Annotated in this window: 17 protein-coding genes; 8 read left to right on the forward strand and 9 right to left on the reverse strand. The window is 43.5% G+C overall.

All coding sequences use genetic code 11. The annotated features are described in order from the left end of the window. Window positions 1–46: 46 nt before the first annotated feature. Window positions 47–886: an isopenicillin N synthase family dioxygenase gene (locus tag R8269_RS03325; protein WP_215810382.1), complete on the forward strand. Its 840-nt coding sequence runs from the start codon at window positions 47–49 to the stop codon at window positions 884–886. 128 nt (window positions 887–1,014) lie between these two features. Further along, window positions 1,015–1,635, forward strand: coding sequence for a DNA-J related domain-containing protein (locus tag R8269_RS03330; RefSeq protein ID WP_005376328.1), 621 nt, complete (start codon window positions 1,015–1,017; stop codon window positions 1,633–1,635). Between the two features lie 79 nt (window positions 1,636–1,714). Here the strand turns inward: R8269_RS03330 and R8269_RS03335 are convergent, their stop codons facing one another. The 4 genes from R8269_RS03335 to tesA form a co-directional block, all read right to left on the reverse strand. Next, window positions 1,715–3,370: an ABC-ATPase domain-containing protein gene (locus R8269_RS03335; protein WP_064354773.1), complete on the reverse strand. Its 1,656-nt coding sequence runs from the start codon at window positions 3,368–3,370 to the stop codon at window positions 1,715–1,717. Window positions 3,371–3,441: 71 nt separating this feature from the next. Further along, window positions 3,442–5,355, reverse strand: coding sequence for a sensor domain-containing phosphodiesterase (locus R8269_RS03340; protein WP_005376326.1), 1,914 nt, complete (start codon window positions 5,353–5,355; stop codon window positions 3,442–3,444). Between the two features lie 180 nt (window positions 5,356–5,535). Beyond that, entirely contained in the window at window positions 5,536–6,735 is a 1,200-nt protein-coding gene (gene fabV / locus R8269_RS03345; protein WP_005376325.1) for an enoyl-ACP reductase FabV, read from the reverse strand. Between the two features lie 82 nt (window positions 6,736–6,817). After that, entirely contained in the window at window positions 6,818–7,420 is a 603-nt protein-coding gene (gene tesA, locus R8269_RS03350; RefSeq protein WP_005376324.1) for a multifunctional acyl-CoA thioesterase I/protease I/lysophospholipase L1, read from the reverse strand. Between tesA and R8269_RS03355 the strand changes: the two genes are divergently transcribed. From R8269_RS03355 to R8269_RS03365, 3 genes are all read left to right on the forward strand, one after another. Further along, the gene (locus R8269_RS03355) at window positions 7,419–8,111 is read left to right on the forward strand and encodes an ABC transporter ATP-binding protein (protein ID WP_005376323.1); all 693 of its coding nucleotides are present in this window, start codon (window positions 7,419–7,421) and stop codon (window positions 8,109–8,111) included. The two genes, tesA and R8269_RS03355, sit on opposite strands and share 2 nt — an antisense overlap. After that, window positions 8,111–10,567: an ABC transporter permease gene (locus R8269_RS03360; protein ID WP_258476995.1), complete on the forward strand. Its 2,457-nt coding sequence runs from the start codon at window positions 8,111–8,113 to the stop codon at window positions 10,565–10,567. Before R8269_RS03355 ends, R8269_RS03360 begins: the two co-directional genes overlap by 1 nt. Window positions 10,568–10,919: 352 nt before the next feature. Continuing rightward, window positions 10,920–12,359, forward strand: coding sequence for an FAD-dependent oxidoreductase (locus tag R8269_RS03365; RefSeq protein WP_033907074.1), 1,440 nt, complete (start codon window positions 10,920–10,922; stop codon window positions 12,357–12,359). A gap of 28 nt (window positions 12,360–12,387) precedes the next feature. On the opposite strand, the gene R8269_RS03370 is transcribed toward R8269_RS03365, so the two are convergent. Genes R8269_RS03370 through R8269_RS03380 form a run of 3 tightly spaced genes read right to left on the reverse strand, consistent with a single transcriptional unit; the run spans window position 12,388 to window position 14,758 of the window. Next, complete coding sequence (locus tag R8269_RS03370) at window positions 12,388–13,323, reverse strand: biotin-dependent carboxyltransferase family protein (RefSeq protein ID WP_005376316.1); 936 nt, start codon at window positions 13,321–13,323, stop codon at window positions 12,388–12,390. Next, window positions 13,320–14,003, reverse strand: coding sequence for a 5-oxoprolinase subunit B family protein (locus R8269_RS03375; RefSeq protein ID WP_064354778.1), 684 nt, complete (start codon window positions 14,001–14,003; stop codon window positions 13,320–13,322). The genes R8269_RS03370 and R8269_RS03375 overlap by 4 nt, the downstream gene beginning before the upstream one ends. Continuing rightward, window positions 14,003–14,758, reverse strand: a complete 756-nt coding sequence (locus R8269_RS03380) for a 5-oxoprolinase subunit PxpA (protein ID WP_005386314.1) — start codon at window positions 14,756–14,758, stop codon at window positions 14,003–14,005. The genes R8269_RS03375 and R8269_RS03380 overlap by 1 nt, the downstream gene beginning before the upstream one ends. Window positions 14,759–15,077: 319 nt before the next feature. Between R8269_RS03380 and R8269_RS03385 the strand changes: the two genes are divergently transcribed. After that, the gene (locus R8269_RS03385) at window positions 15,078–17,036 is read left to right on the forward strand and encodes a diguanylate cyclase domain-containing protein (RefSeq protein WP_064376836.1); all 1,959 of its coding nucleotides are present in this window, start codon (window positions 15,078–15,080) and stop codon (window positions 17,034–17,036) included. A 54-nt stretch (window positions 17,037–17,090) separates the two neighbouring features. Further along, window positions 17,091–18,107, forward strand: coding sequence for a UDP-glucose 4-epimerase GalE (gene galE, locus R8269_RS03390; protein WP_005376309.1), 1,017 nt, complete (start codon window positions 17,091–17,093; stop codon window positions 18,105–18,107). A 335-nt stretch (window positions 18,108–18,442) separates the two neighbouring features. Here galE and R8269_RS03395 read toward each other — a convergent pair whose 3' ends face one another. Next, the gene (locus R8269_RS03395; RefSeq protein WP_005376305.1) at window positions 18,443–20,581 is read right to left on the reverse strand and encodes a TonB-dependent hemoglobin/transferrin/lactoferrin family receptor; all 2,139 of its coding nucleotides are present in this window, start codon (window positions 20,579–20,581) and stop codon (window positions 18,443–18,445) included. A 231-nt stretch (window positions 20,582–20,812) separates the two neighbouring features. Between R8269_RS03395 and R8269_RS03400 the strand changes: the two genes are divergently transcribed. After that, on the forward strand, window positions 20,813–21,700 hold the full coding sequence (locus R8269_RS03400) for a LysR family transcriptional regulator (RefSeq protein WP_017634152.1): 888 nt from the start codon (window positions 20,813–20,815) through the stop codon (window positions 21,698–21,700). Between the two features lie 77 nt (window positions 21,701–21,777). Here R8269_RS03400 and R8269_RS03405 read toward each other — a convergent pair whose 3' ends face one another. After that, complete coding sequence (locus R8269_RS03405; RefSeq protein ID WP_005376300.1) at window positions 21,778–24,411, reverse strand: bifunctional acetate--CoA ligase family protein/GNAT family N-acetyltransferase; 2,634 nt, start codon at window positions 24,409–24,411, stop codon at window positions 21,778–21,780. Between the last annotated feature and the right edge of the window lie 51 nt (window positions 24,412–24,462).

Raw genomic sequence — 24,462 nt, forward strand, 5'->3', positions numbered from 1 at the left:
CATCCATAGAATCCATGATTCAGTCTAATAAAAAAGAAGTAAAGCCATGAAACTGGAAACTGTCGATTATCTTGCTGACGATGCTGCTCAACAGTTCGTTACATCTCTAAGCGAAACGGGGTTCGGTGTGTTGAAAAACCACCCGATTCCACAAGAGCTTGTAGAGTCAATTTACAAAAACTGGCATGAGTTTTTCTGTTCAGATCAAAAGAATGATTTTCACTTTAACGTAGACACCCAAGATGGCTACTTCCCACCTTCTGTGTCTGAAGTGGCGAAAGGGCACAAAGTGAAAGACATCAAAGAGTACTTTCATGTTTACCCTTGGGGGCAGATCCCAGAGCAGCTTAAAGCTGAAATCTTAGAGTACTACGAGCGTGCCAATGCATTTGCTCAAGAGCTATTAGGTTGGGTTGAAGCGTACGCACCTAAGGACGTTCAAGAGAAGTTCTCTATCGCGTTGTCAGAAATGATCAATAACAGTGACAAAACATTACTACGCGTGCTTCACTACCCACCGATGACAGGCGAAGAAGAGCCAGGCGCTATTCGTGCTGCTGCGCATGAAGACATTAACCTGTTAACGGTTTTGCCTGCTGCTAATGAACCTGGACTGCAAGTAAAGAGTAAAGAGGGTGATTGGATCGATGTACCATGTGACTTCGGGAACTTAATCATCAACATTGGTGATATGCTTCAAGAAGCGTCAGGTGGTTATTTCCCTTCAACGACTCACCGTGTAATCAACCCTACGGGTGGCCGTCAAGAAAAGTCACGTATCTCATTACCGTTGTTCCTGCATCCAAAGCCGGAAGTGGTGTTATCTGAGCGCTACACTGCACATAGCTACCTTATGGAACGTTTACGTGAGCTAGGGGTTATTTAACCTTTACGTGATCTCCTTACAAAGGCCGATGGTGAATGACTATCGGCCTTTTTGCATTTATGCTACAAAGTGGAAACTATGTTTTTTGTGCCGTGAATGGGGCCCTAAACTCGTGTCAGAGAGGATGAATGGAAGGACAACGTACTGTCAATAGTATTGAGCCTCATGCAATAGAAAATCCGCTGCTTTGGCCAATGTTAGAAATTCTGAGAAAACAGCCCTCTAATTGGAAAGTGCACACCTTGGCAAGCTCGTTGGGTGAACAAGGTTATATTTCAAAGCTGGACGACTCTCCCGATAAGGATTTATTCAAAAGAAATTTCCTGATCATGAATGCATTATATCAACTGCAAGACACTCTGTATCCGGATAGTTGGCTTCAAGTCGAAGCCATGGATATTCAGCTCATGTCTTCGATGGAAGCTTTGAGGCATAAGATCGATATTCATGATCCTTTGCGTGAGTATTACTTAGATTGGCGCAATTACGAAGCGGATGAAGATGAAGTGCGTCGACTGTTGAATGAATTTTGGACAACTTATCAAAAGTTCATCGGTGGTTCGTCAGTAGCCAGCGTAGATAAGACAAAGGCACTGTCACTATTTGAACTTAACACTGACGCTACGCCTGCGGAAATTAGAAAACAATGGCGAAAACTCGCGCTTCGTTGGCATCCTGATCGAGAAAATGGCGATGCAGAAAGATTTAGAGTTCTTTGTGAAGCGTGGAATGTACTGAGAAACGAATGATTCGCTAAGAATAAAGATAAAGGAAGGCAGCTAACTATAGCTGCCTTTTGATTGAACTGTCTCTGTCAGCGTATCAAAACTAGCATGATGACTTAAACTGAGATTTTCGCATGCGGTTGAGGGCAGCCATAACGTCTAGTGTGCGTGGTTTGGCTAAGTCGCCTTGCTTAGGAAGAGCGGCATGCCACTCACCAGACAGCATTTCTTCAATCTCCTTCGCCGGATGATTACACCAACCTGGAAGTTGAGCAATTTGGAACCATAACCAGCCAATTGTGTTGACTTCATCGGCTGACTCTATCTGTTCCAAAGCGCTAAGATCAGTAAACTCTTTACCAAATCGAAGTGACTCTTTGCCTTTCGCATTCACACGGAACTTGCCGTCAGTCAGAATATTCATCAACGCAACGCGGTTCAGTGCTCGAGGTGGGAAGGTCTGTAAACGTTCTTCTGACTCGTTATGGCGTTGAGTAGGGTGCTGAGCGATAACTTCTTTCGCTTTTTCAGTCACATCAACGGCTTGGTAGTCGTGCATTTGAATGACGGTATCGGCAACGTCTAAGTAGTCGCCCGACCCACCCATAACGATAATGGTAGAGATATCAAGATCATCTCGTAATTGACCAATGCGGTCGACGAGAGGAGTAATTGGCTCATCACCTTTTGCCACCAATGCCTGCATACGCTCATCTCTAATCATGAAGTTGGTAGCAGAAGTATCTTCATCAATCAATAATGTGCTTGAACCGGCTTCAATAGACTCTTGAAGCCAAGCGGCTTGCGACGTTGAGCCTGATGCGTCTTGAGTAGAAAAGTCCGCCGTATCTTTACCCATTGGTAAATGGTTGATGTAGTTCGACAGGTTCAAGTGGTGTACGCATCGGCCATCTTCGGCACGAATCTTCATAGCCTTGTTATCGGCAACAATGTATTCGCGACCATCTCCTGGAATATGATCGTAAATTGAACGCTCTATTGCATTTAATAAGGTAGATTTACCGTGGAAGCCGCCACCTACGATCAGTGTGATACCTTTTGGAATTCCTAATCCTGTGACATGGCCCTTGTTTGGCGCATGTAAAGTGACTTGTAGAGATTCAGGGGCTTTAAACTCAACGGCTTCTTTCATAGGAAGGTCGCAATTACCTGCAATTCGAGGAAGGATACTGCCGTTTGCGACAAACGCGACTAAGTTATTGGCCTCCAACTGTTCTCGCAGGGCATCTTGGTCTTCAACAACTTGGCAGTGCTTAATTAAAGCGGCTTTGTCGAGTTCACGCTCTAAAGTTGCTCGACGGATAAACTTAGGCAGGTGGAAAGTCAGTATGTTGTTGGCTTTTTTCCCCAATACTGAACGACCTTCGGCTGGTAAGTTAACTCGAAAACGCAGTTCAATACCTTCTTCAGTAAACAACACCGCGGTGCTATCCAGTACAGTTTGGCCTGTCAGTGAAATTGATACTGAGTTTTCTTGTTTAGCAAACTGTTCAAAACTACGCGCAATAAAATCACGTGCAGCTCTTTGAAATGCAGGAGACTCGTCTCTTAGCCACTCAAGACCAGTCAAAGACCATGCGCGAGTCGCACGAAAACGTGACGCCGATGCATAAGGGTCACCCTGTACATGATCGATAAACAAAGTGAAATCAGTGAAGTCGTATTGACCTTTGATTTGCTGATAAGCTCGATAGTTCTGCTTTTCAATTTTCTTAAGCGTGGCAGTCAACTGATCCATGAAGATATTAGCCTTTTAATAGAAGCGGGCGGCGATTATAGAAACCACCGCCCTCATAGTAAAGAGAATGCTTAGGAAGAGTAGGCGTATTGCCCGCCAGAAAGGCGCTGATTAAACAAACTTTGCTCAAATTCATTACAAGGCATAGGTTTACCATAAAGAAAACCTTGTCCGATATCACAGCCCTCACCAATGAGAAACTGCTCTTGTTGGGGAGATTCAATGCCTTCGATCACGACTTGGAGTTCCAGTTTTTTCGCAATGTGTATGATAGAACAAATTATCGCGCGATCATCGTCCGACTTTTCCATTTGCTGGACGAAGCTTTTATCAATTTTGATGGCATCAAATGGATATTTCTTTAAATAGCTGAACGAGGCATATCCTGTACCAAAATCATCAAGTGACAATGTCACACCTAGTTTGTGCAACTTATTTAACGTTGTGCGTGCTACTATTTCATCGGCAATTAGAGCGCTCTCGGTTACTTCGAGTTCGAGAAAGTGTGCTGGCAAATGGAAAGTGTCGAGTAGGTGTTGCACTTGTTCTGCAAAATTTACGTTTTGTAATTGAATGGGAGAAACGTTGACGGCAATTTTGAAGTTATCGATTAACTCAGACCATTGTTTCGCTTTGTCTATCGCGGTACGCAGAACAAAAGAGCCAACTTCAAAGATAAGCCCGTTTTGTTCGGCCATATGTATCAATGCTTCGTTGGAAACGTCGCCAAGTATTGGATGTCTCCAGCGAAGCAAGGCTTCTGCGCCAATCCATTTACGTGTTTTGGAGTCTACTTGAGGTTGAAAGTACAACACTAAATCGTCGTTACGCACTGCTTGTAAAAGGTAACTTTCCAGTTCATTGTGACTATTGAGATCCGCCGAATGATTTTCTCTAAAATAACTAAAAGGTTCGCCGGATTCTTTACATAGAAGCATCGCGTAACATGCATGTTGAAGGATACGCTTAGCATTGCTGCAATCTTTGTAAGCTTGAACTATACCGATATACGTGTGCAAATGTATTTCTGTTTTGTTGAAGACAAATCCATCTACGCTAATTTTAGTGATATCATCTAATAGTTGATTTAACCGAGCTTCAATATCCTCTCCCCAAATCAATAAAACCATGTCATTCGAACTTGGTCTACCAGTGATAAATCCGCTAGCACCGTGTCTGGTTAATCTGGAGTGAAATTCTTTTAAAATGTTGTCAAAGACCTCGAACCCGTGCCTGGTCTGAATACTGCGAGCGTTACTAAAACCAATGTTGATGACCACAAGCGATTGCTGATCACTATCAAGGGACTGTAAGGTGTATTGGACAATGTTCTCAAGTGCAGAGCGATTTAGAAACCCAGTTCCCTGATCATGTGTTTTTTGGTAGCTCACTTGTTTTTCCGCGGCTTTACGGCGATCAATTTCTTGTGTTAAGGAGTAACTTAACTGGGCTAAATCCGTGGTACGATTTTCAATTCGACTCTTTAGCTCGGTGTTAAGTCGCTGAAGTTTATGTTGTTGGTACACAACTGAAAGCTGTGCTTCGATTGAATCTTTGAAAGTTTCAAGCAACTGACGGTAACTATCGTTGTACTCGTTTCTCTCAGAGTCAAGCATACAGATTGTTCCAAATGTTTCCCCATTTGGCCAGAATAGCGGTAAGCCGCAATAAGAAATCATGCCTAGTTTGATGTCTGGGTTATTTTGCCATTCTTCATCTTCAAGCGCATTGGGGATTACAAGCTCGCCTTTCTGTTCTATAACTTGCTCGCAATACAAACCGTTACCAAGCAGCTCTGCATCGCCAGTACGATAAGGATTACCTAGAGTTTCGCTAGATGTATTTACTTCTATGCGATCCGGATGGATACGCATAATTAATGTGGTGGGTACGTGTGTTATTTGAGCCAGTAAGTTGACGATTTCCTGCCAACTTCTTCGCATAGACTCAGGGATTTCGTAGTCTAATGTTTGCAATCTCCCCATATAGGTCATCCTTTACGTGGTTTCACTTCCTGTGAATTAAAAATGCAGACTGCTCTATTTTGTTCTCGCTTTTTAATTAAGTATAGGGTGGCTAGGGCTCGAAACAAAAAAAAGTCCTGAAAAGTGTTCAGGACTAGGAATAGTTGTCACATATCTCATCCTTGAAACAGGTAACAAGCATCAAGGCTTAAGCGACATTAACGATTCAATAGAAATGTCTTGCGAATAGTCGACATATTCAAAGTTAAAGCCATTGAGCTTCATAAACTCATCTTTAAAACCTTGGTAATCACCAATCTCTTTAAAGTTTTCAGCATTCATCTGTTCTAAAAGAGCGTGGACTTCTTGTTGAACTTGCGGTTCAAGTTCCAAGTCATCTATTCGAATCAAGCGTTCGCCGTCAACTGGCACTTTCTCTTGATCGTATAACTTCGTAGTAAACAGTCGCTGCATTTGTTCAATACAGCGTTCGTGAGTACCTTTTTCCTTCATCACTCGATAAAGCGCTAACAGGTAGGGACTTAGCGCAGGGATGAATACACTGGCTTTCGTCACCAACGCCTTACACACGGTTGCGTAAGCACCGCCGTCAAAGTTGGCGAGTTTGAGGTTTAATGAATGACTGGTTTGGTGTAAATCGATTTTCGCTCGACCTAACGTACCATCGAGATAAATTGGGTGCGTGATGTCAGGGCCCATGTAAGAAAAGGCGATGGTTTTGCAGCCGTTTGCGATAGAGTCGTTATTGATGAGTGTGTCAATCCAGCTTTCCCAGTCTTCGCCGCCCATTACTTTAATGGTGGCATTGGCTTCCTCTTCTGTTGCAGGCGTTAAGGTGGTTTCTATCCACTTATCGTTCTCCAGCATGATAGAAGCGCCAGTGACAGGTTCACCAATAGGTTTAATGACACTGCGCCAAAACTCATCAGATTCAGGTTTAGGTCGAACACCGGTTGCCAAGCTATAGATGACTAAGTCAACTTCACCCTCAAAGTACGTTTCAATGGCTTCAATCACTTGATTGCGCACCGAACCAGAGAATGCATCGCCAACAATATTTATTGCGGTACGCCCGGCTTGATTTGCTTCTTGCTTAAAAAAGACGTTGTTATACCAACCCGCACTCCCAACCCCTTTCTCTGAAGGGCCACGCTCAAATGAGACGCCAATGGTATCGGCGTTAGCGCCACCGAACGTTAGGGCTATTCGTGCCGCTAGGCCGAAACCAGAGGAGGCACCAATAATCAAAACCCGTTTTGGGCCTTTTTTGATCTGTGGGGCGTGCTTTACGTATTCAATTTGCTCTTTAATAGATGCATGACACCCTTTGGGGTGCGCAGAGCGAGCAACAACACCTTGAATTAACGGTTCTATTCGCATGTTGTTATCTATCCTCGATGAGTGGAATTGAAAATAGATTAACGTAAAGTTACGTAAAACTTATTGAGCTAGACCATTAAAATTAGAGATGTTTAATTAATTCTTGAGCAACGAAATCAGCGATCCAAGGTTGTGCATCTGGTTTTGGGTGAAGGCCATCATCCATCATCCATTCTGGTTTGGTGACAACATGCTCTAAGAAGAATGGCATCAAGGCAACTTGTTGATGCTGTGCAAGCTTAGGGTAGATATCGTAAAACATATCGCTATAGCGCTTACCATAATTAGGCGGAACCCGAATTTGCATCATGACAACGTCCGCACCAGAATCTTTTATCATGGTAATCATTTTTGAAAGATTCGACGTAATAAGTTTAGGAGGGAAACCTCTTAGGCCATCGTTGGCACCTAACTCAATAAGTACCATGTCAGGGCTATGCTGAGTTAGCAACTGAGGTAACCGTGCTAAGCCATTGCCAGTGGTATCGCCAGAAATGCTGGCATTAATAACTGTTACATCTTGACCATGTTCTGACAACGCATCAGGGAGTAAGCTAGGCCAACTCTCTTCGATCGGCATCTGATAGCCTGCACTCAAGCTATCACCCAAGACAAGTAGTTTTTCGCTCGCATGTGCAGTAGCGGAAAAACAAAAAAATAGAACTAAGGAAAGTATACGAATCATGCAAACACCTGTACTTAATGCACCTATTGTTCAAGCCAATTTGGTTTCTAAACAAGTCTCTACTAATCAAGAACAATTAACAATCCTCAAAGACGTAAATGTTGACATCCGAAAAGGAGAAAAAATCGCCATCGTCGGAACTTCCGGTGCAGGTAAGTCAACATTGATGACGTTGCTAGCTGGTCTTGATACGCCGACATCAGGCGAAATTACTTTATTAGGTCATGAATTATCAAAACTGGACGATGAAGCACGTGCGAAAATTCGGGCTGACTCTTTAGGTTTCGTTTTCCAAAGTTTCCTATTAATCCCGAGTTTGAGTGCATTACGTAATGTCACGCTTCCTTGTCTTTTACGTGGTGAAGCCGAAGATGAAGCAAGAGCAGCGGAATTATTAGCTGCTGTTGGATTGGAAAAACGTGTCGACCATTTACCAAGCCAGTTATCTGGTGGTGAACAACAGCGAGTTGCGCTAGCGCGTGCATTTATGACACAGCCTGAGCTGTTGTTCGCAGACGAGCCTACCGGCAATCTTGACCATCAAACCGCAGACAAAGTGATTGAGCTGCTATTCGATCTTAATGAACAGCACGGGACAACTCTGATTTTAGTAACACACGATGGTCATCTAGCAAGCCGATGTGACCGTATCTATCGTATGGAGGCGGGTGAGCTTAAGGAGGAGATATAATGTCTGCAGTATCATCAAGTGAAGCAACATCCACAGAGCAAAACAGTACAACACAGCACTCGTCGAATAAAAGTTTGATACGCTGGAGTTTCGGCGAAATAAGGCAGGGGAATCTTTGGCCTATTAGCGTTGCTCTTATTCTCGTGATTGCGAGTATCTTTGCGCTTTCTGCATTAGCAGAACGAATGGAGCAGGTGATCGTCAAGCAGGGGAAGGACGCATTAACGGCAGATGCGGTGTTTGTGTCTGCTAATCCCATTCCGGACACGTTGTTAGCCTCGACTGAAAGCCTTGAACGTTCGATGATGACGCGATTTGCCACTATGGCATTTAGCGATAATGGTATGCAGCTTATTTCTGTAAGGGCGGTGGATGATAATTACCCTTTAATGGGAGAGCTCGTTCTTGAAAATAATCCGGCCGGTCGCGTTAAAGAGAACCAACTCTGGCTTGATGAGCGGATTATGACTCAACTAAACGTAAATTCAGGTGACAGCGTCACGATAGGCGATGCCGAGTTTACTGTATCAGGCGCAGTATTGATGGAACCAGGCTTGAGCTTTAATCCATTTCAGCAAATGCCTTCTGCATACATTCATCAAAGTGACGTAGATAAAACAGGAGCAATTCAAGTTGGGAGTCGAGTTCAATACCGCCTATTTTTACAAGCCGATGATAAAACACTAAAGAGCTTACAAGATGATACGCAGCTTTCTCCGAGCGATCGCTGGCGCACGCAAGATACTGCCAGTCGTAGTAATGAGGTTTTTGAACGCACGACGCAGTATCTGTCGTTGACAGTAGCAATTGTCATCATTATGGCGGCGACAACATTGGTTCTTACGTGTCAAAATTACGTGAACAGCCGGACACAAACTATCGCGATGTTGAAAAGTCTTGGTGCGAGCCGCCGATGGATTGAAAAGTGGTTATTTATTCAAGTCACAATCCTTCTCATTAGTGCCAGTGTCGTCGGTCTATTGTTAGGGAGCGGGCTGGAATATTTATTACGCATTCCACTCAAAGATTTATTACCCGAGCCACTTCCTGGTTACGGTGTCACACCATTTTTGGTGGCATTTATCTCAGCAGTCTTGATTACGGTGCCTGCTCTCGGTATACCATTGTTAGGCTTGATTAAAACTCCCGCGTTAGAAGTGCTACAGCAGGGTAAAGCGCAACGTTCTTGGAAGCGAATGTTACTTGTTCTAGTTCCCGTTGTTCCACTGCTTTTACTGTATGCAGATAACACCTTAGTTTGGATCGTGCTCACTGGTATAGCGGTACTGTTTGTGGTACTCGCAGCAGTTAGCGTCACACTCACAAAGCTGTTTGCACGTGTGTCAACCCATCCTGCAATGAAGCTTGCGTTGAGTCGTATCAACCGGACGCCAGTAACCAGCGGCCTACAGTTTGGTGCTTTGGCATTATCTTTGATGTTGCTGTCTATCATTTGGCTTGTGCGCAGCGATATTCTCGCTGATTGGGAGAGAACCTTACCTGCAGACGCGCCAAATGTGTTCGCTTTGAATATTGGTGATTATGAACTCGATAACTACCTAGAAACCCTAGACAAAAATGGAGTTACGCGGTCACAAGCTTATCCAATAATTCGTGGACGACTAACAGAGATCAACGGTCAAAACGTCAAAGAGATTGAGTACGAAGGAGAAGGTTCTGACGCGATACGTCGAGAGCTAAACCTGACATGGGGAGATAGCCTACCAGAATATAATGATGTGCTTTCGGGTGAATGGACAAACAAAGGGAGTGTATCTGTAGAAGCGGATGTAGCAAATGACTTAGGCATCAAACTCGGTGATACGGCGCGCTTTGTAATAAACAGTCAGAATTACGATGCAGTAGTAGATACCATCCGTTATGTCGAATGGCGTGACATGAAGCCTAACTTTTATTTTATTTTCTCATCTGACGTGATGGCTAATTTACCTGGTTCTTACCTCATCAGTTATAGGATTGAAGAAGGAAATGAAGCGTTGTTGACGTCAATGTCACGTGCTCACCCAACGGTCTCTGTTTTAGATATCCGAACTATGGGCGAGAAAATTCAGGCTTTGATTCAGCAAATCGTATCAGCAGTCACCATCCTTGCTCTTTTAGGCGTTGTTGCTGGTCTGCTGCTCATCTTTACTCTACTGAGGTTAAGCTTGTCCCAACGTCAACAAGAGATTCGTTTGTATCGCACATTAGGTTCAAGTAAGAAACGGATCAACACAACCCTGTGGGCCGAGTACGGAATTATGGCGTTGATTGCTAGTGGTGTTGCGGTATTCGCTGCGGAAATTTGTGTGGCCGCAGTCATGACATATGGGTTCGATCTCAATGCACAAATTCACCCCGAATTGTGGATAGCTTTACCGCTTGCAACATTTGTTACGTTGGCACTTGTAGTGATGAGTTTGTTGAAAAGATTGTTAACGCCAGTAAACACTTAATCGCAGCGAGTGTTATCAAATTTGGAACACTCCATGACACTTTTATTTTAGTTATCCACAAAAACAGTGGATAACTTTTGGGATAACTAAATGGTGTAAAAAGTGGGGTGTTTCTGCAGGCTTTGCGCCATGGGTCTTACAGTGAAATTATTATTCACATAGACACAAAAAAGTGTCTTCTTAACCATGTCGTCAAGTACTTTTTCGCAAATTTTTTCTACTTTAATGCACTTTACAGGCGCTGTTGGATATTTCGCAAACCCATGAACTTTTTGTGATTTTAATCAAGTCCAAACACGAGTAGAATCCACCGTTAGTAAAGAATTTTCCTTATAAAATTTTTAGTGAAGCAATGAAGTCTGAGTTTCCAAGTTATAAAGATAAGCATATCGCTGTTGTTGGTGGCGGTGTAGCAGGTGCAACAGCAGCAATTCATTTTGCGGAGCTGGGTTTTAAAGTTTCCGTAATAGAGAAGGGCGTATCACTAGTAAATGGTCCACCCATTTGTCATTTGCATGCTGGTGGTAATTTATATCGAGAGATTTCCGAGCAACAATGCTTAGACTTGTTAGCACAATCTATTGATACTGTTCGCCTGTATCCGCTTTCACTGAATATTCGTCCGACAATCATCGCGGTTCCTCATTCCGATGGTGGAGACCCATCCACACTAATTCCGCGATTAGAGGTTGTGAAAAGTGCTTATCAGACGCTCGTTGATAAAGATGAGAGTAATAAAGTGCTCGGCGAGCCAAGCGAATACTACAAACTGTATTCAAAAGCGGAGCTAGAAGCTCTCGCGCAACGTACTCAACCAAGTCATCCTACAAACTTCGATGAGTGGTGCATTCCTTTTGCTCAACATGCTGATCTTGAAGCGCTAAAGTATCCGGTTGTCGCAGTTCAAGAATATGGTTGGAGTGTTTTTCGCCTCGCCGCAATTGCCAACTTAACACTAGATACGCTTCCTAATGCTTCGGTCTTCACACAAGCAACGTTTAAGCAAGCCGATTGGATGGGGGAACACTGGCAACTTGGCTATGAACGTGAAGGTATCGATTACCTGATGACATGCGACTACTTGGTTAACGCGTGTGGCTTTGAAACAGGCTCAATTGACAACACAGTTGGTGCCAAGCGAGACAGGTTGGTGGAGTTTAAAGCCGCTTACGTTACGAGGTGGGCAGACTGTCAACAACAATGGCCAGAAGTTATTTTTCATGGCCCGCGTGGAACCGATAAAGGAATGGCTCAATTGACGCCTTATGGCGATGGTTACTTTCAACTTCATGGTATGACAAAAGGAATCACGCTGTTTGAAGATGGTTTAGTGGAGAGCACGAACTCATCTGCTCAACCTGAACTGCCTATGCCTTTACTCTCGAAGATCCGTTACGGCTGGAGAGAAGAAGTGTTAGAAGAGCGAACGAACAACGCCATCAAACACATGGCGCAGTTTATTCCCGACTATCACTCTGCTGTAAAAGGAGGAAAAGCATTGTTTGGCGCTCAGCAAATTCCCGGAACAGACCCAGTACTCAGAGCGGCAGATGTGACTTTTGAAGATAACCACTACGCGAGAATAGAGGTGGTAAAAGCGTCATCGACACTACTCGCAGCGCAAAAAATGCTTCAATTCTGGTTTGACATCGATCCTAACCAAAATGTGGAAACACAGCATCCGGTCGCTGTAAAGTGGTCTGAACAAGAGGTCGAGCAGTACGCGATTAAACTCACTCAAGAGCGAGGCTATCCACAAGCTTTAGCAGTGCGTTATGGTATGCCTGCATAATCGGCTGTGTTTGGGCTCAGTGGTTGTATTAATACCCAAAAAACTGAGCCCATTGGCACCATACTTCTTGCAAGCCTAGCCTATCTCCTTTCACAAAATTGACTTTTTGTCCGGGCTTCGCCTGTGCCAGTCTAGGTAAGTCAATACGGGCTACGCAGCCAAATTTAGGATACCCGCCAATAGTCTGGTGATCGTTGAGCAGCACAATAGGGTTACCATCGCTAGGTACTTGAATTGAACCTAATGCAATTCCCTCTGATAGGACGCCTTCGTAAGGTGGACGAATGTTATTGCCCTCAAGACGGTAGCCCATGCGATTCGAATTGGGGGAGATGATGAATGCTTTGTTGTAAAATGCTTGGCGAGCGTCTTCATCAAAGTCCTCGTTCTGATAGCCTTCAATCACTCTCAGCTTAATGGGTAAGTTGTAATCTGGCTTAAAGCGAAACGTCATTTGCCTTGGTTTACGTTTCGGTAAGTTATGAGGGACAAAGGGAAGAATATCGCCAGCTTTCAAAGCGCCACCATTTGAATCATAACCACCTAGAGATTCTCGCAAGACGGTCGATGCGCTTCCTAAGTGCTGAGCAACATTGAATCCACCTTTAACCGCTAGGTAGGAGCGAAGTCCATTCCTTGCGACTCCGAACTGAAGCTTCTGTCCTTTTTTCAACGTAAAGTCAGACCAATTTGAAATAGGTTCACCATCTATTTTTGCATTTAAATCACCGCCACATATAGCAAGGTGGCAGTTATGCAAGGCAATAAAACAAGCGTTACCCAAAGTAATTTCAATCGCAACGCAATTGACTACGTTACCAAGCAAATGGTTGGCCCAACTGTAAGCATAGTCGTCGACCGGGCCACCTTGAGTCACACCGACATGCGCCAAGCCAAAACGACCAAAGTCTTGAACTAAAGAGAGCGGTCCTGGCTTTTCCACCAGTAATCCACCGTAACTCATAGTACGCCTCCTAAATCGATAAACTCTTGTTTTGAAATAGCATTAAAGGTGACCTTGTCACCCACTTCAAACGGTATAAAAGGAGGAGAGTCGGAGAAGAGCGCAAGCGGGCTTTTACCAATAATGTTCCATCCGCCAGGACTATCTGATGGATAGACGGCCGTTTTAGAGTCTGCGATTCCGACACTTCCGGCCGGCACGTGAGTTCTTGGTGTGGCAAGCCTTGCCATGTGCAATTGAGTATCAACGTCAGAGAGAAATGCAAAGCCTGGAGCAAAGCCAATTGCAGAAACCGCGTACTCGGTTTTCGTATGCAGGGTAATAAGATCGTCTAATGACAGACCTCGCTTTTTAAAACGAGATAGATCTAACGCGGTTTCTTCAGAGTAATATACAGGGATAGTAATGTGATTCGGCTGGGAAAGCTTAAGTGATTGAGTATCAAACTGGCTCACGATTTGTTGCAGCTCATTGACTAAGTTCTTTTCGTTGATTCGAAAAGGTAAGTAATCAATGAGAATAGTTTGATAGGAGGGGACAACGTTCATAACAATTGAAGCGAAAGTTTCTCTTATGCTGCGAGCAAGCTCTCCGACTGCATTTTCAGAAATACTCTCATCAAACTTAATGAAAATACTGCACTCGGAGATCAAAGAGATATTAAATTTCTCTTTATGCATTAATTTCCTCCAGCGTATAGGCTTTGGCGGATCTTTTGGATCAGCGCGATCGACTCTTCATTGTCACCATGAACACAAATTGTATCGGCTTCCAATAATATGTAACCGCCTGAAGCGGTTTTGACACGCCCAGAGTCAGCTAAGGTCCGGACTTGCTCAAGTATCGCGTGCTCGCTTTTTAACACGGCATTGGGCTGTGTTCTAGGAGTCAGTAAGCCGTCATCTTGGTATAAACGATCTGCAAATGCTTCAAATAGCAAGGGAACATCATAATCGTCTGCGATTTCTAAGTATTTTTCGTTTTCCTGTGAAGCTAGGATCATTAACGGTACTTTGAACAGTGCTGCCGCCTTTACTACCGCTCTAAATATCGCATCACTTTTCATCATGTCGTTGTATAGAGCACCATGAGGCTTTATGTAACTGATGTCTGTGTATTGCGCCCGGCATAATGCTTGTAAAGCACCAACCTGATATATAACCATGTTCGTAATTTCATCACCCGTCATGCTTATGCTTCGTCTGCCAAAGCCTTGTAGGTCGGCGTAACCTGGGTGTGCGCCAATATCAACATCGTTGTCATTCGCTAGGGTGATGGTGTCGTGCATGACATTAGGGTCGGAGGCATGAAAACCACACGCGATGTTCGCCATATCAACATGGGGCATCACGTCTTCATCTGCGCCCATACTCCAAGAGCCAAAGCTCTCGCCCATATCACAGTTCAATGTAAGTTGCTGTTTATTCAATGTCATACGTTTTATTTCTACACAAGCAATGGGTTTACGATGCAGGAAAATGCATCTAGGTTCAGTGACTCACTTCATTCTTCTATCATGAAAACGAGGCTTTTTGAGCAGATAGGTGACGAAAAAGATCACGTTAGTCCATAAAGATGTTGCCGTTATTTGAGTTGATCCGAATTTTGAGGTATTTCGTTTCTTTTCCATCCAATTTTTGAGAATTTAAGGTTATTTTGCATTAGCATCGTGTTAATCTTGTCGCCCTTCATGGGTGATAGATTGCATAATGGTTCTTCTGTCATTTTTGTGGTTGTCTGCGACAGGAATATATATGTCATTACGAGCGAAGCTTATTTGGCCTCTTCTGGTCTTTTTAACGGCTATCTTTGTTATCTCAAAAGGTTACACCTCGTATACTGTATACCAATCGTCTAAGCATGAACTGGTCGAGCAGACAAGAAAGTTGATTAACAACGTTTCTTTCTCAATTAAAGATGCGCTGACGACAAAGGACAAGCAAAAAGCTCAAACTATTCTCGCCAACTTTTTAAACCAGCCAAATGTAACGCGGGTCAAACTTTATGACCAAGATGACCAACCATTCGCTGTTATGGAGATAAGTGGGGCACTGGCACCCGTTCCAAGTCAAACCGAAAGAAGTAGGTTGCACGCTCTAGGGTATGCCTTATCAACCAAATTTCTTTATGTTCTAGAGCCGATTATCCATGATGGCTATGTCATTGGTAGCATGAGAGTTACGCTTTCTCATCGCCCAATTGTAGAAGCCATACAATCTTTACTTCAAGATGGCGCTTTACTTCTTCTGTTTCTGATCGCTGGTGGCACTGTTTTTTACATAAGTATCGAGAGGCTTGTTCTCAAGCCCGTGATGGAACTCAACCGCGTAATAGAGAATGTGACACACGGACGAAACACGGAAAATCAAGCTCGCTATTACGCCAAGGATGAAATTGGAGACCTCGCGAGCTCTTTCAATCAAATGATGAATAGGTTAACAGTACGTGAGAAGCAGCGGCAACATTCGCTAGACACACTAGAACAAAAGCGCGCATTTTCAGAAGAGGTTATCGAATCTGTTCAGCATGCATTAGTTATTACAGACAATTCCGGACGTGTTATTCATTGTAATACGGCGACCCAGCAAATATTTCAAAAAAAATTAGATGAACTTAAATATGCCAATATTCGTGATCTAATTAAAACTAAAACACCGAATGAGCTGAGTCAGATCCTGAGTCGAGGCCTAGAGTGCGATGATATTCACCTCAAAAATGCAGATAATGAACAGCAGTTGAGCCTAACCAGTCGTCGCCTCTCGACACATGAATACTTACTGTTTTCGATTCAAGATATCACCGAAATTGAAGAAGCCATAAACCGGCAACGTGTTGCGGGACGTGTTTTTGAAAGCAGCCAAGATGGTCTCATTGTTCTTAATCATCGCGGTGTCATTACGATGGCAAACCCTGCCGTCACTAAGTTAGTCGGCTTAGAGGTGGATCAGCTTATTGGGAAGTCATTCATCCAAACGCTAAAGTGGCGCAAGTTACAGGAAATGATGCCTAGTATCATCGAGTCGATAGAAAATTATGGCGTTTGGCAAGGTGAAGTTATCGAGAAGAACCATATTGGTCAGTTTGTACCGATGTTTGCTCGAGTCAATCGTATCGTTAAGTGTGAAGACTATGGTTTCTATGATCTGGTTATTGTTCTTACCGACCTTTCCGGCGCAAAAGAGATGGAACGATTAGAGCATTTAGCTCATCACGATGCTTTAACGGGGTTAGCCAATCGATCTAAGTTCCATTTAGAGTTGGAACAACTAGTACAACGCTCTGGATACTTGCGTGACGAATTTGCAGTTTTGTACCTCGATCTGGATGGATTTAAAGAAGTTAACGATACCTACGGTCATGATGCAGGTGATGAAGTTTTGAAAAAAGTTTCCGAGCGTCTAACATCTGCGACGAGACATAGTGATTTAATCGCAAGACTTTCTGGTGATGAATTTGTCATGTTGGTTAATCCCGCCAATCAAAAAGTGGTCACCCGAATAGCAGAACAGTTGCTCGAGAGCATATGTGCTCCAATTGAGTACAAAGGTCACTTACTCAAAGTTGGCGTTAGTATCGGCGTAAAATTAGTCGGCGTAAATGAGCGCGATGCTACTCGAGTTTTAAAAAGTGCGGATACGGCAATGTATCAAGCAAAGAAAGCCGGGAAAGGCCAAGCAATATTAATGGGATGCGAATTACAAGAGACAGTTTAAATCGTAACGTCAAAGCTTTAAACTAACTCAATTCGCGTCAGAAGGAATAATAAAATGAAAGTACTCGTTACGGGTGGTATGGGCTATATCGGTAGTCATACGTGTATTCAAATGATCGAAGCTGGCATGACGCCAGTGATTCTAGACAACCTGTACAACAGTAAATCTACGGTATTAGATCGAATTGAAAAGGTATGTGGTGTAAAGCCAACCTTCATTAAAGCCGATATCAGAGATAAATTGGCGATGGTAGAAGCACTAAAGTCGCACAATATTGAAGCTGTTATCCATTTTGCAGGTTTAAAGGCCGTCGGTGAGTCTGTAGCAAAACCTTTAGAGTATTACGACAACAACGTTAATGGCACTTTAGTATTGGTTGATGCAATGCGTGAAGCCGGAGTTAAATCGTTGGTATTTAGTTCATCAGCGACTGTATACGGTGATCCTGCTTCTGTACCCATCACAGAGGACTTTCCAACTAGCGCAACTAACCCATATGGGCGCAGCAAATTAATGGTAGAAGAGTGTTTAACCGACTTCCAAAACGCGAACCCTGACTGGAGCATTACACTTCTTCGTTACTTTAACCCGGTAGGTTCACATCCAACAGGCGAGCTAGGTGAAGATCCTCAAGGTATTCCCAACAACTTAATGCCGTTTGTTTCTCAAGTTGCGGTAGGGCGCAGAGAGTTCCTTTCTGTGTTTGGTAGTGATTATCCGACCAAAGATGGCACAGGCGTACGTGATTATATTCATGTAATGGACTTATCCGATGGTCACGTTGCTGCATTAGAAAAAGTAGGTAGCAAAGCTGGCCTTCATATCTATAACCTCGGTACTGGTAACGGCTACAGTGTACTGGACATGGTGAAAGCATTTGAAGCCGCAAGTGGTAAAGATGTCCCATACCAACTTGTTGAGCGTCGTCCAGGTGATATTGCAGAGTGTTGGGCGGATCCATCAAAAGCGATGAATGAGTTAGGTTGGAAAGCAACTCGCACTCTAGAAGAAATGACTGGCGATACATGGCGCTGGCAGTCTACTAACCCTCAAGGTTATCCAGATGCCTAATCTTTAATTTACATAATAGTAACAAAAAGGCGCGTGATTGCGTCTTTTTTGATCCAAATCGGAAAAAATCGTAAATTACTGGTTAAAAGGTAGCAAGTATATATAGAGCTGTTAAACTATGCCCGACTCTTAATTTGGGTTATAAATTTTCTCATAGCTATTGGGGTAGTTCATGGAACTCGGTCTGATCATCACTTTCATCATTGCAGCAGCAGTAATGGTGAAAAAAGAGATGGCAAAACAGTAAACTTTCATTTTTCATACTTTTCTTTACATTTTTGAAATGAAAGCCATAAAAAAAGCCAGCATTACGCTGGCTTTTGTGTTTTTAAGGTTTAGAACTCGTATTTAACACTAATGTTATAATTACGCTCAGCTTGCGTTTTGTCTCGACTTAACTCAGTCTTACCGCGAACATCGTTCCAAAGATGGTATTCTTCATTCGTTAGATTCATAACACCAGCACGAATGGTTATATCTTTCATTGGTTTGTAGTACGCCGTTAAGTCAACGACTGTCGCAGACGGCAAAGCAACTTGGTCTTTGATTCCGCCTTTATCACCATCAGAGTTGATATCACTGTTCGATTTCTTAGCCGTGTAGTTTACTTTTAGGCTTGTCCCCCAAAGTGCATTTGGTGAATCGTAATTTACAGCAGCTACGGCATTCCATGGGTTTACACTGTTCAAAGGATTACCATCACCATCTTCACCTTCTGTGTATGCTGCAACAAAGCGAGTTGTCACGCCTGATGGAAGACCAGCAATGGCATGCCAATCAAGACGGTTAGAGAGCTCAACCCCTTTAATGTTTGCTTCACTAATATTGATATTTGTGAATTCAGTTAAACCACCATTGTTTGATGACGTTTGCTCAATAAAGTCACTGTAATCACTGTAGTAGAACGCTACTTCAGTTGCCGACGCTGCAGTGTTATGACGGTAACCAAGCTCATAAGACAAACTCTTTTCAGATCCCAAATTTGGGTTAGGGCGGTTGGTATAGCCATGAGCCGGATTATCGTAGGTGTAGTAAAGCTCGTCGAACGATGGCGCTCGGAACCCTTGGCTCACTTGCGCGAAGATCGTGCCTGGTTGCGATATAGAGTAAGTTGCTCCTAAACGACCAGTTAATGCAGAGTCGCTAAACTTCTCGAATGACTCTTCAGAAGTATTTGAAGGATTAGTAGAAAAGTAATCGTAACGCACACCTGGAGTCAGAATTAGCTTGTCATTAAGAAGTGAAATTTCATCTTGCAAGAATAAACCAAAGCTTTCTTCTTTTGCATCCGGTGTGTATACGTAAACAGTATCTGGCGTGCCAGGATCGGAATTAAACTCGCGATTGGTATTACTGATGTCACTATGTTTGTACGATATTCCGTAAACAATATAGTGATTTTGAATCTCTTTATCTAACTGAGTTTCGAATTCAAATTTGTCTTCAGTATATTCGTAATCTTTTTTCTGTTGGTTGTCACCACTAGGCGGTACGTAAGGTGGGTAACCTGGGCTGGCTTCGATAAAGCGATTAGACACGCCGTTTTCTTCTTTACCAATCCATGTAAGCTTGGACGTGATCGTATCCGAGATAGCTGCATCTGCAAACCAAATGTGCTTGAGCCCAATGCGATTTTGCTTGGTTGTGTCTTCAGCGTTGAAGTTTTTGTAACTTTTATGTGCGATCTCTGAGTCAGTCTCGTTGTAAATAACTTCTCCCAAGAACTCCAAGCGATGAGCGTCATTCAATTGAGATTGAAGTTTTACCAATAGATCGTTTTTGTAATAATCTTGGTTGTCCACAGAATAGTTATCGTAAGGCGCCTTAGAGAAATTTTGTAGCTCTGCACCATCACGGCGTGTAAAGGCTATAAGTGCTTCTGTATTACCGAAACGCTTTGCTAAAGCTACATGCTCACTAAAAGAGTTATCTTCCGATGAATAAGAGAGTTTAGCTTGACCACCAAAGTCTTTACCATCTTTGAGGAAATCCTTCGGATCTTTTGTTTCGAATGCGACAACACCGCCAATTGCATCACTACCATGTAGGCTAGAAGCTGCTCCTTTAACAATTTCGACACTCTTTAGCATATCGGGGTCGACAGTAACGGCACTAGAATTGATAAACGAATATGGTCCACCGCTGAATACACCTGGTTGAGATGCACCGTCTACTAAGATTTTAACTCGTTTACCTTCCATCCCGCGAATGTTAATACTTTGGACGCCTTGGCGTTGAGTGCCATTAACAGTAACACCTGGCGTATACTCGAATAGATCATTCAAGTCCTTTACCATGTTTTCTTCGATGTCTTTCTCTGATACAACAGCAACAGAAGCAGCAACAGTGTTTATGGTTTGGTTGGTACGGGTGGCCGACACAACGACTTCTTCAAATTTAGAAGCTTCTTCCGCATAAGCAGTATGGGAAAGGGCAACTAAAATGGAGGCTGACAAAATTGATTTTTTATACATTGGCTTCAATACCTTAGATCCATAATAGGTAACAACACGCGGATATTAATGGATCTAAATGGTAATTACTATCATTACCATTGTCATTTATTGATTTGTATTGAATCTTCTTCTTAGGCTATGAGCATTCCTAGTCTTTAGTTATCAATATGTTATATTATTTGTCGTTAGTTCTTGATAAGTTCATCCAAATACAACGAATGTGATGAATATCACATTAAGAGAGGCCATGTGCAGAGTCCAATTACGTTAGAAGCACTCCATATTCTAGATGCTATTGATCGAAGAGGGAGTTTTGCTGCTGCTGCGAATGAGTTAGACAGAGCCCCGTCATCGCTGAGCTATCAAATCCAGAAACTCGAGCAAGACTTAGACATTATTATCTTCGATCGCTCTGGTCACAAAGCCCATTTTACTGAAGCAGGTAAGCTTATTCTTGAAAGAGGAAGAGCCATTTTACAAGCCAGTGAAAAGTTAGTGAACGATGCAACGTTATTGGCGAATGGCTGGGAACTGGATATTACCATTGCCTTCGATGGCATTATTCCTATATCCAACTTTTTCCCGATGGTTGATGCGCTGGCCGAGGTCAGCTCAACTCGAGTCAGGCTGCAAGAGGAGATTCTGGCTGGTAGCTGGGAGTCGTTGAATACGGGGAGAGCTGATTTACTGATTTGCCCATCACTGGATACGCTTCCTCAAGAAGTTAAGTCAGAAAAAATTGGTAAAATGAGTATGTATTGGGTAGCTTCCGCTGATCACTATGTTCACAAGCGTAGTGGTAAGTTTGATGAAGCAGCGCGAGAAAAGTATCGGATTATTGCTATTGCAGATACCGCACGTGAGCAACCAGCGCTCTCAATTAATATCATTCAAAAACAGCCTCGCTTGACCGTCACCAACTTTACGGCAAAAGTAGAAGCGCTAACTGCAGGTTTAGGCATTGGTACATTACCAAGCCAAATTGCACAACCTCTTATTGATAGTGGTGTATTGAAACGAATCGAAGGCACTGAAGAACAGCCGATGGATATTATTTTGGCATGGCGCCGGAACACTATGGGTGAGGCAAAATCCTGGTGTATTCAGTACTTAAAAAAGAATTGGAAACTAAAGTAACAACGTAACTTTTACTTCTTAGATTCCCATTGATTATCGAATGTAAGAAGTAAAAGTCATCGCTAATGCTGCGCTTTTCAATTTAAAGGGAGCACCATATCTGCCGTACCGTCTGCAAACTGGACATCGATCTCAAACCCCAAGTTCTGAGCCAACATCAACATTCCTCTGTTTGTTGGCATGGTCATTCCAGACATTTGCTTTGTGCCTTTAATTTTGCAATAGCTGATTATTTTCTGCATCAGCACTTTGCCTAAACCTTTTCCTTTCAAATCTGAACGAACCAAAATAGCAAACTCAGCGTCACTATTGTCTGGTGTAATCAATGCGCGGGCTACCCCTATGATAGACGGTCCGTCAGTATTAAACGCTACCGCAACAAACGCCATTTCGCGGTCGTAGTCGATTTGAGTAAAGTTTGCCAAAGCCTCATGGTTGAACTCTCCAACTTCAGAAAAGAAACGCTTATAGAGATCTTCTTTCGATACGCTATTAATGAATTGAGCATGCAGCGGCTCATCCTCAGGCAAGATAGGGCGAAGCAAGATAGGTTGGCCATCTCGAAGCGTCACCGTTTCGACAAACTCTGCCGGGAAAGGGCGAATCGCTAGCCGTTTTTGGGCGTCTCCTTCGTACTTACACAGTGTGACATCTGCATCAAGGATAGTTAAATCGCTTCCGGACACCAGTACTGGATGGATATCCAGCTTTTGTATTTCTGGTAACTCAACTGCCATTTGGGAGATACGAACCAAGAACTTCGACAACTCAGTAATATCGAGCGCATCTTTGTGTTTCTGCAGGCGAATCTTTCCAGACTTTAGGGCAACAACGACAAGGTAGCGCGCAAGCGTCATGTTCAAAGGAGGAAGTGCAGCGACGGCATCTTGGGCGATATTCCACTCAGAGCCACCTTGACCAAGCAAGATCACTGGTCCAAAGACTTTATCTACTGCAATACTAATCCGCAGCTCTTCAGCGCTGCCGAGCTTTGCCATCCCTTGTACCAACAGCCCATGTACATTGGCGGAAGGGTAGCTGAGCTTTACGGTATCTAAAATGGATAGCGCTGCGTTGGAAACTTCTCGACTGTTTCTTAAATTTAGAGCGACACCGTGAACATCCGATTTATGAGGAATGTCTGGAGAACGCAATTTAACCGCAACAGGATATCCAATATTTTCTGCCATATGAACGGCTTCAATGTCGTCAGATGCAATCCACGTAGGCAAAACGTTAAACCCGAACAGCTTAAATAATGGGCTGGTTTGATGCGTATCCAAGGTAACTGTGTTTTTATCCAGTAGTCGTTCGTTTACCCATTCTTTTGCTGAACTCACACTTCCAGAATGTAATGGCTCTGCCGTCGTTGGCGTTTCCATTAGTTGTTTCTGGTTTCGTCTGTATTCGACCAAGTGCATGTATGCTACAACCGCACTTTCAGGTGTTCTATAGGTTGGAATGCCTGCTTGAGTAAAGGCCAGTCGCGCTTCTCTCGACGTTTGTTCTCCTGACCAGTTGGTCAAGATATTAAAATGCTTATGCCGAGGGTGAGATTTGATGGCATTAATAACGACTTGAGCAGTTTCAAGAGGATCAGAAACAGCAGAAGGACTATGCATAATCAATATCGCATCTGCACAGTCGTTATTCATCAGTGCGTTAATGGTATCAATATAGCGTTTTTGGGTTGCGTCACCAGACAGATCAATTGGATTTCGAGCACGCCAGTTGGATGGAAGTACTGCTTGTAATTGCTCAATGGAAGCGTCATCAAGCGTTGCGAGTTGGCCACCACGTTCAATCAAAGTATCAACGGACATAACAGCAGGGCCGCCGCCATTAGTGATGATCGCTAAACGCTCTCCACGAAGTGGCACAGAATGCGTGAGTGTTTCTACCGCGGCAAAAAGCTCATGCGTATTGCTGACTCGTAACATACCAGTTCTGCGAATAGCAGAATCGTAAATTACGTCAAGTGTATCTCCGTCTTGCTGCTCGAAAGTATTCATCTCTTTAGAGCGGCCCGCTTTTAGCACCAATATACGTCGGTTACGTGAAGCGGCGCGCGCAGCAGACATAAATCGGCGAGCGTCTTGGATATTATCAACATAAAGCAGAATAGCTTCAGTGTTTCCATCCATACTCAAATAGTCGAGCAAATCTGCAAAATCGATATCTTGTCCGCGCCCAATCGAAAGGAACGAAGAAAAACCGATGTTCTTATCATTTGCCCAGTCTAAAACCGTGGTACAAACCGCCGCGGATTGTGAGATGAAAGCAATTTTTCCGGGTTTAGCTGCAACAGGGGAAAACGTGCAGTTAAAATTGTGCCAAGGAAGGATGATACCTAAGCTGTTTGGGCCTAAGACTCGAATGTTCAATGATGAGATATCTAAAGGATTAGGGTCATCAGAGATAACAATCGCAAACGGTGTGCCTCTCTCATCTAGCTCTTTAAGCAATTGCTCGTTACGTGAAACGTTCGTACACAAAATTGCAATATCTGGCGTATAGGGCAGGGAAGCTACATCAGGGTAAGCGATCACGCCAGATACGGCTTTATATCGCGGCGTTACTGGCATAATCGCGCCACCAAATCCACTTTGTAGAAGGTTGCGCATCACAACATGTCCTGCTCGCAATGCTTTTTGAGATGCCCCAATAACGGCCACAGAGTTGGGTTTAAAGAGTTTATGTAGTTTATTCATGCTGACTCCTGGCCGTTTGTAAGTCACGTTGGCTTCTCGGTTTCATATCAA

The sequence above is a fragment of the Vibrio sp. Vb0667 genome (assembly GCF_033391095.1).

Coding starts and splice junctions, on each gene's coding strand:
- R8269_RS03330 (WP_005376328.1), top strand. CDS start 1,015: ATGGAAGGACAACGTACTGTCAATAGTATTGAGCCTCATGCAATAGAA.
- R8269_RS03335 (WP_064354773.1), bottom strand. CDS start 3,370: ATGGATCAGTTGACTGCCACGCTTAAGAAAATTGAAAAGCAGAACTAT.
- R8269_RS03370 (WP_005376316.1), bottom strand. CDS start 13,323: ATGAGTTACGGTGGATTACTGGTGGAAAAGCCAGGACCGCTCTCTTTA.
- fabV (WP_005376325.1), bottom strand. CDS start 6,735: ATGCGAATAGAACCGTTAATTCAAGGTGTTGTTGCTCGCTCTGCGCAC.
- R8269_RS03325 (WP_215810382.1), top strand. CDS start 47: ATGAAACTGGAAACTGTCGATTATCTTGCTGACGATGCTGCTCAACAG.
- R8269_RS03405 (WP_005376300.1), bottom strand. CDS start 24,411: ATGAATAAACTACATAAACTCTTTAAACCCAACTCTGTGGCCGTTATT.
- R8269_RS03360 (WP_258476995.1), top strand. CDS start 8,111: ATGTCTGCAGTATCATCAAGTGAAGCAACATCCACAGAGCAAAACAGT.
- tesA (WP_005376324.1), bottom strand. CDS start 7,420: ATGATTCGTATACTTTCCTTAGTTCTATTTTTTTGTTTTTCCGCTACT.
- R8269_RS03355 (WP_005376323.1), top strand. CDS start 7,419: ATGCAAACACCTGTACTTAATGCACCTATTGTTCAAGCCAATTTGGTT.
- R8269_RS03380 (WP_005386314.1), bottom strand. CDS start 14,758: ATGACATTGAATAAACAGCAACTTACATTGAACTGTGATATGGGCGAG.
- R8269_RS03395 (WP_005376305.1), bottom strand. CDS start 20,581: ATGTATAAAAAATCAATTTTGTCAGCCTCCATTTTAGTTGCCCTTTCC.
- R8269_RS03375 (WP_064354778.1), bottom strand. CDS start 14,003: ATGCATAAAGAGAAATTTAATATCTCTTTGATCTCCGAGTGCAGTATT.
- R8269_RS03365 (WP_033907074.1), top strand. CDS start 10,920: ATGAAGTCTGAGTTTCCAAGTTATAAAGATAAGCATATCGCTGTTGTT.
- R8269_RS03385 (WP_064376836.1), top strand. CDS start 15,078: ATGTCATTACGAGCGAAGCTTATTTGGCCTCTTCTGGTCTTTTTAACG.
- R8269_RS03340 (WP_005376326.1), bottom strand. CDS start 5,355: ATGGGGAGATTGCAAACATTAGACTACGAAATCCCTGAGTCTATGCGA.
- galE (WP_005376309.1), top strand. CDS start 17,091: ATGAAAGTACTCGTTACGGGTGGTATGGGCTATATCGGTAGTCATACG.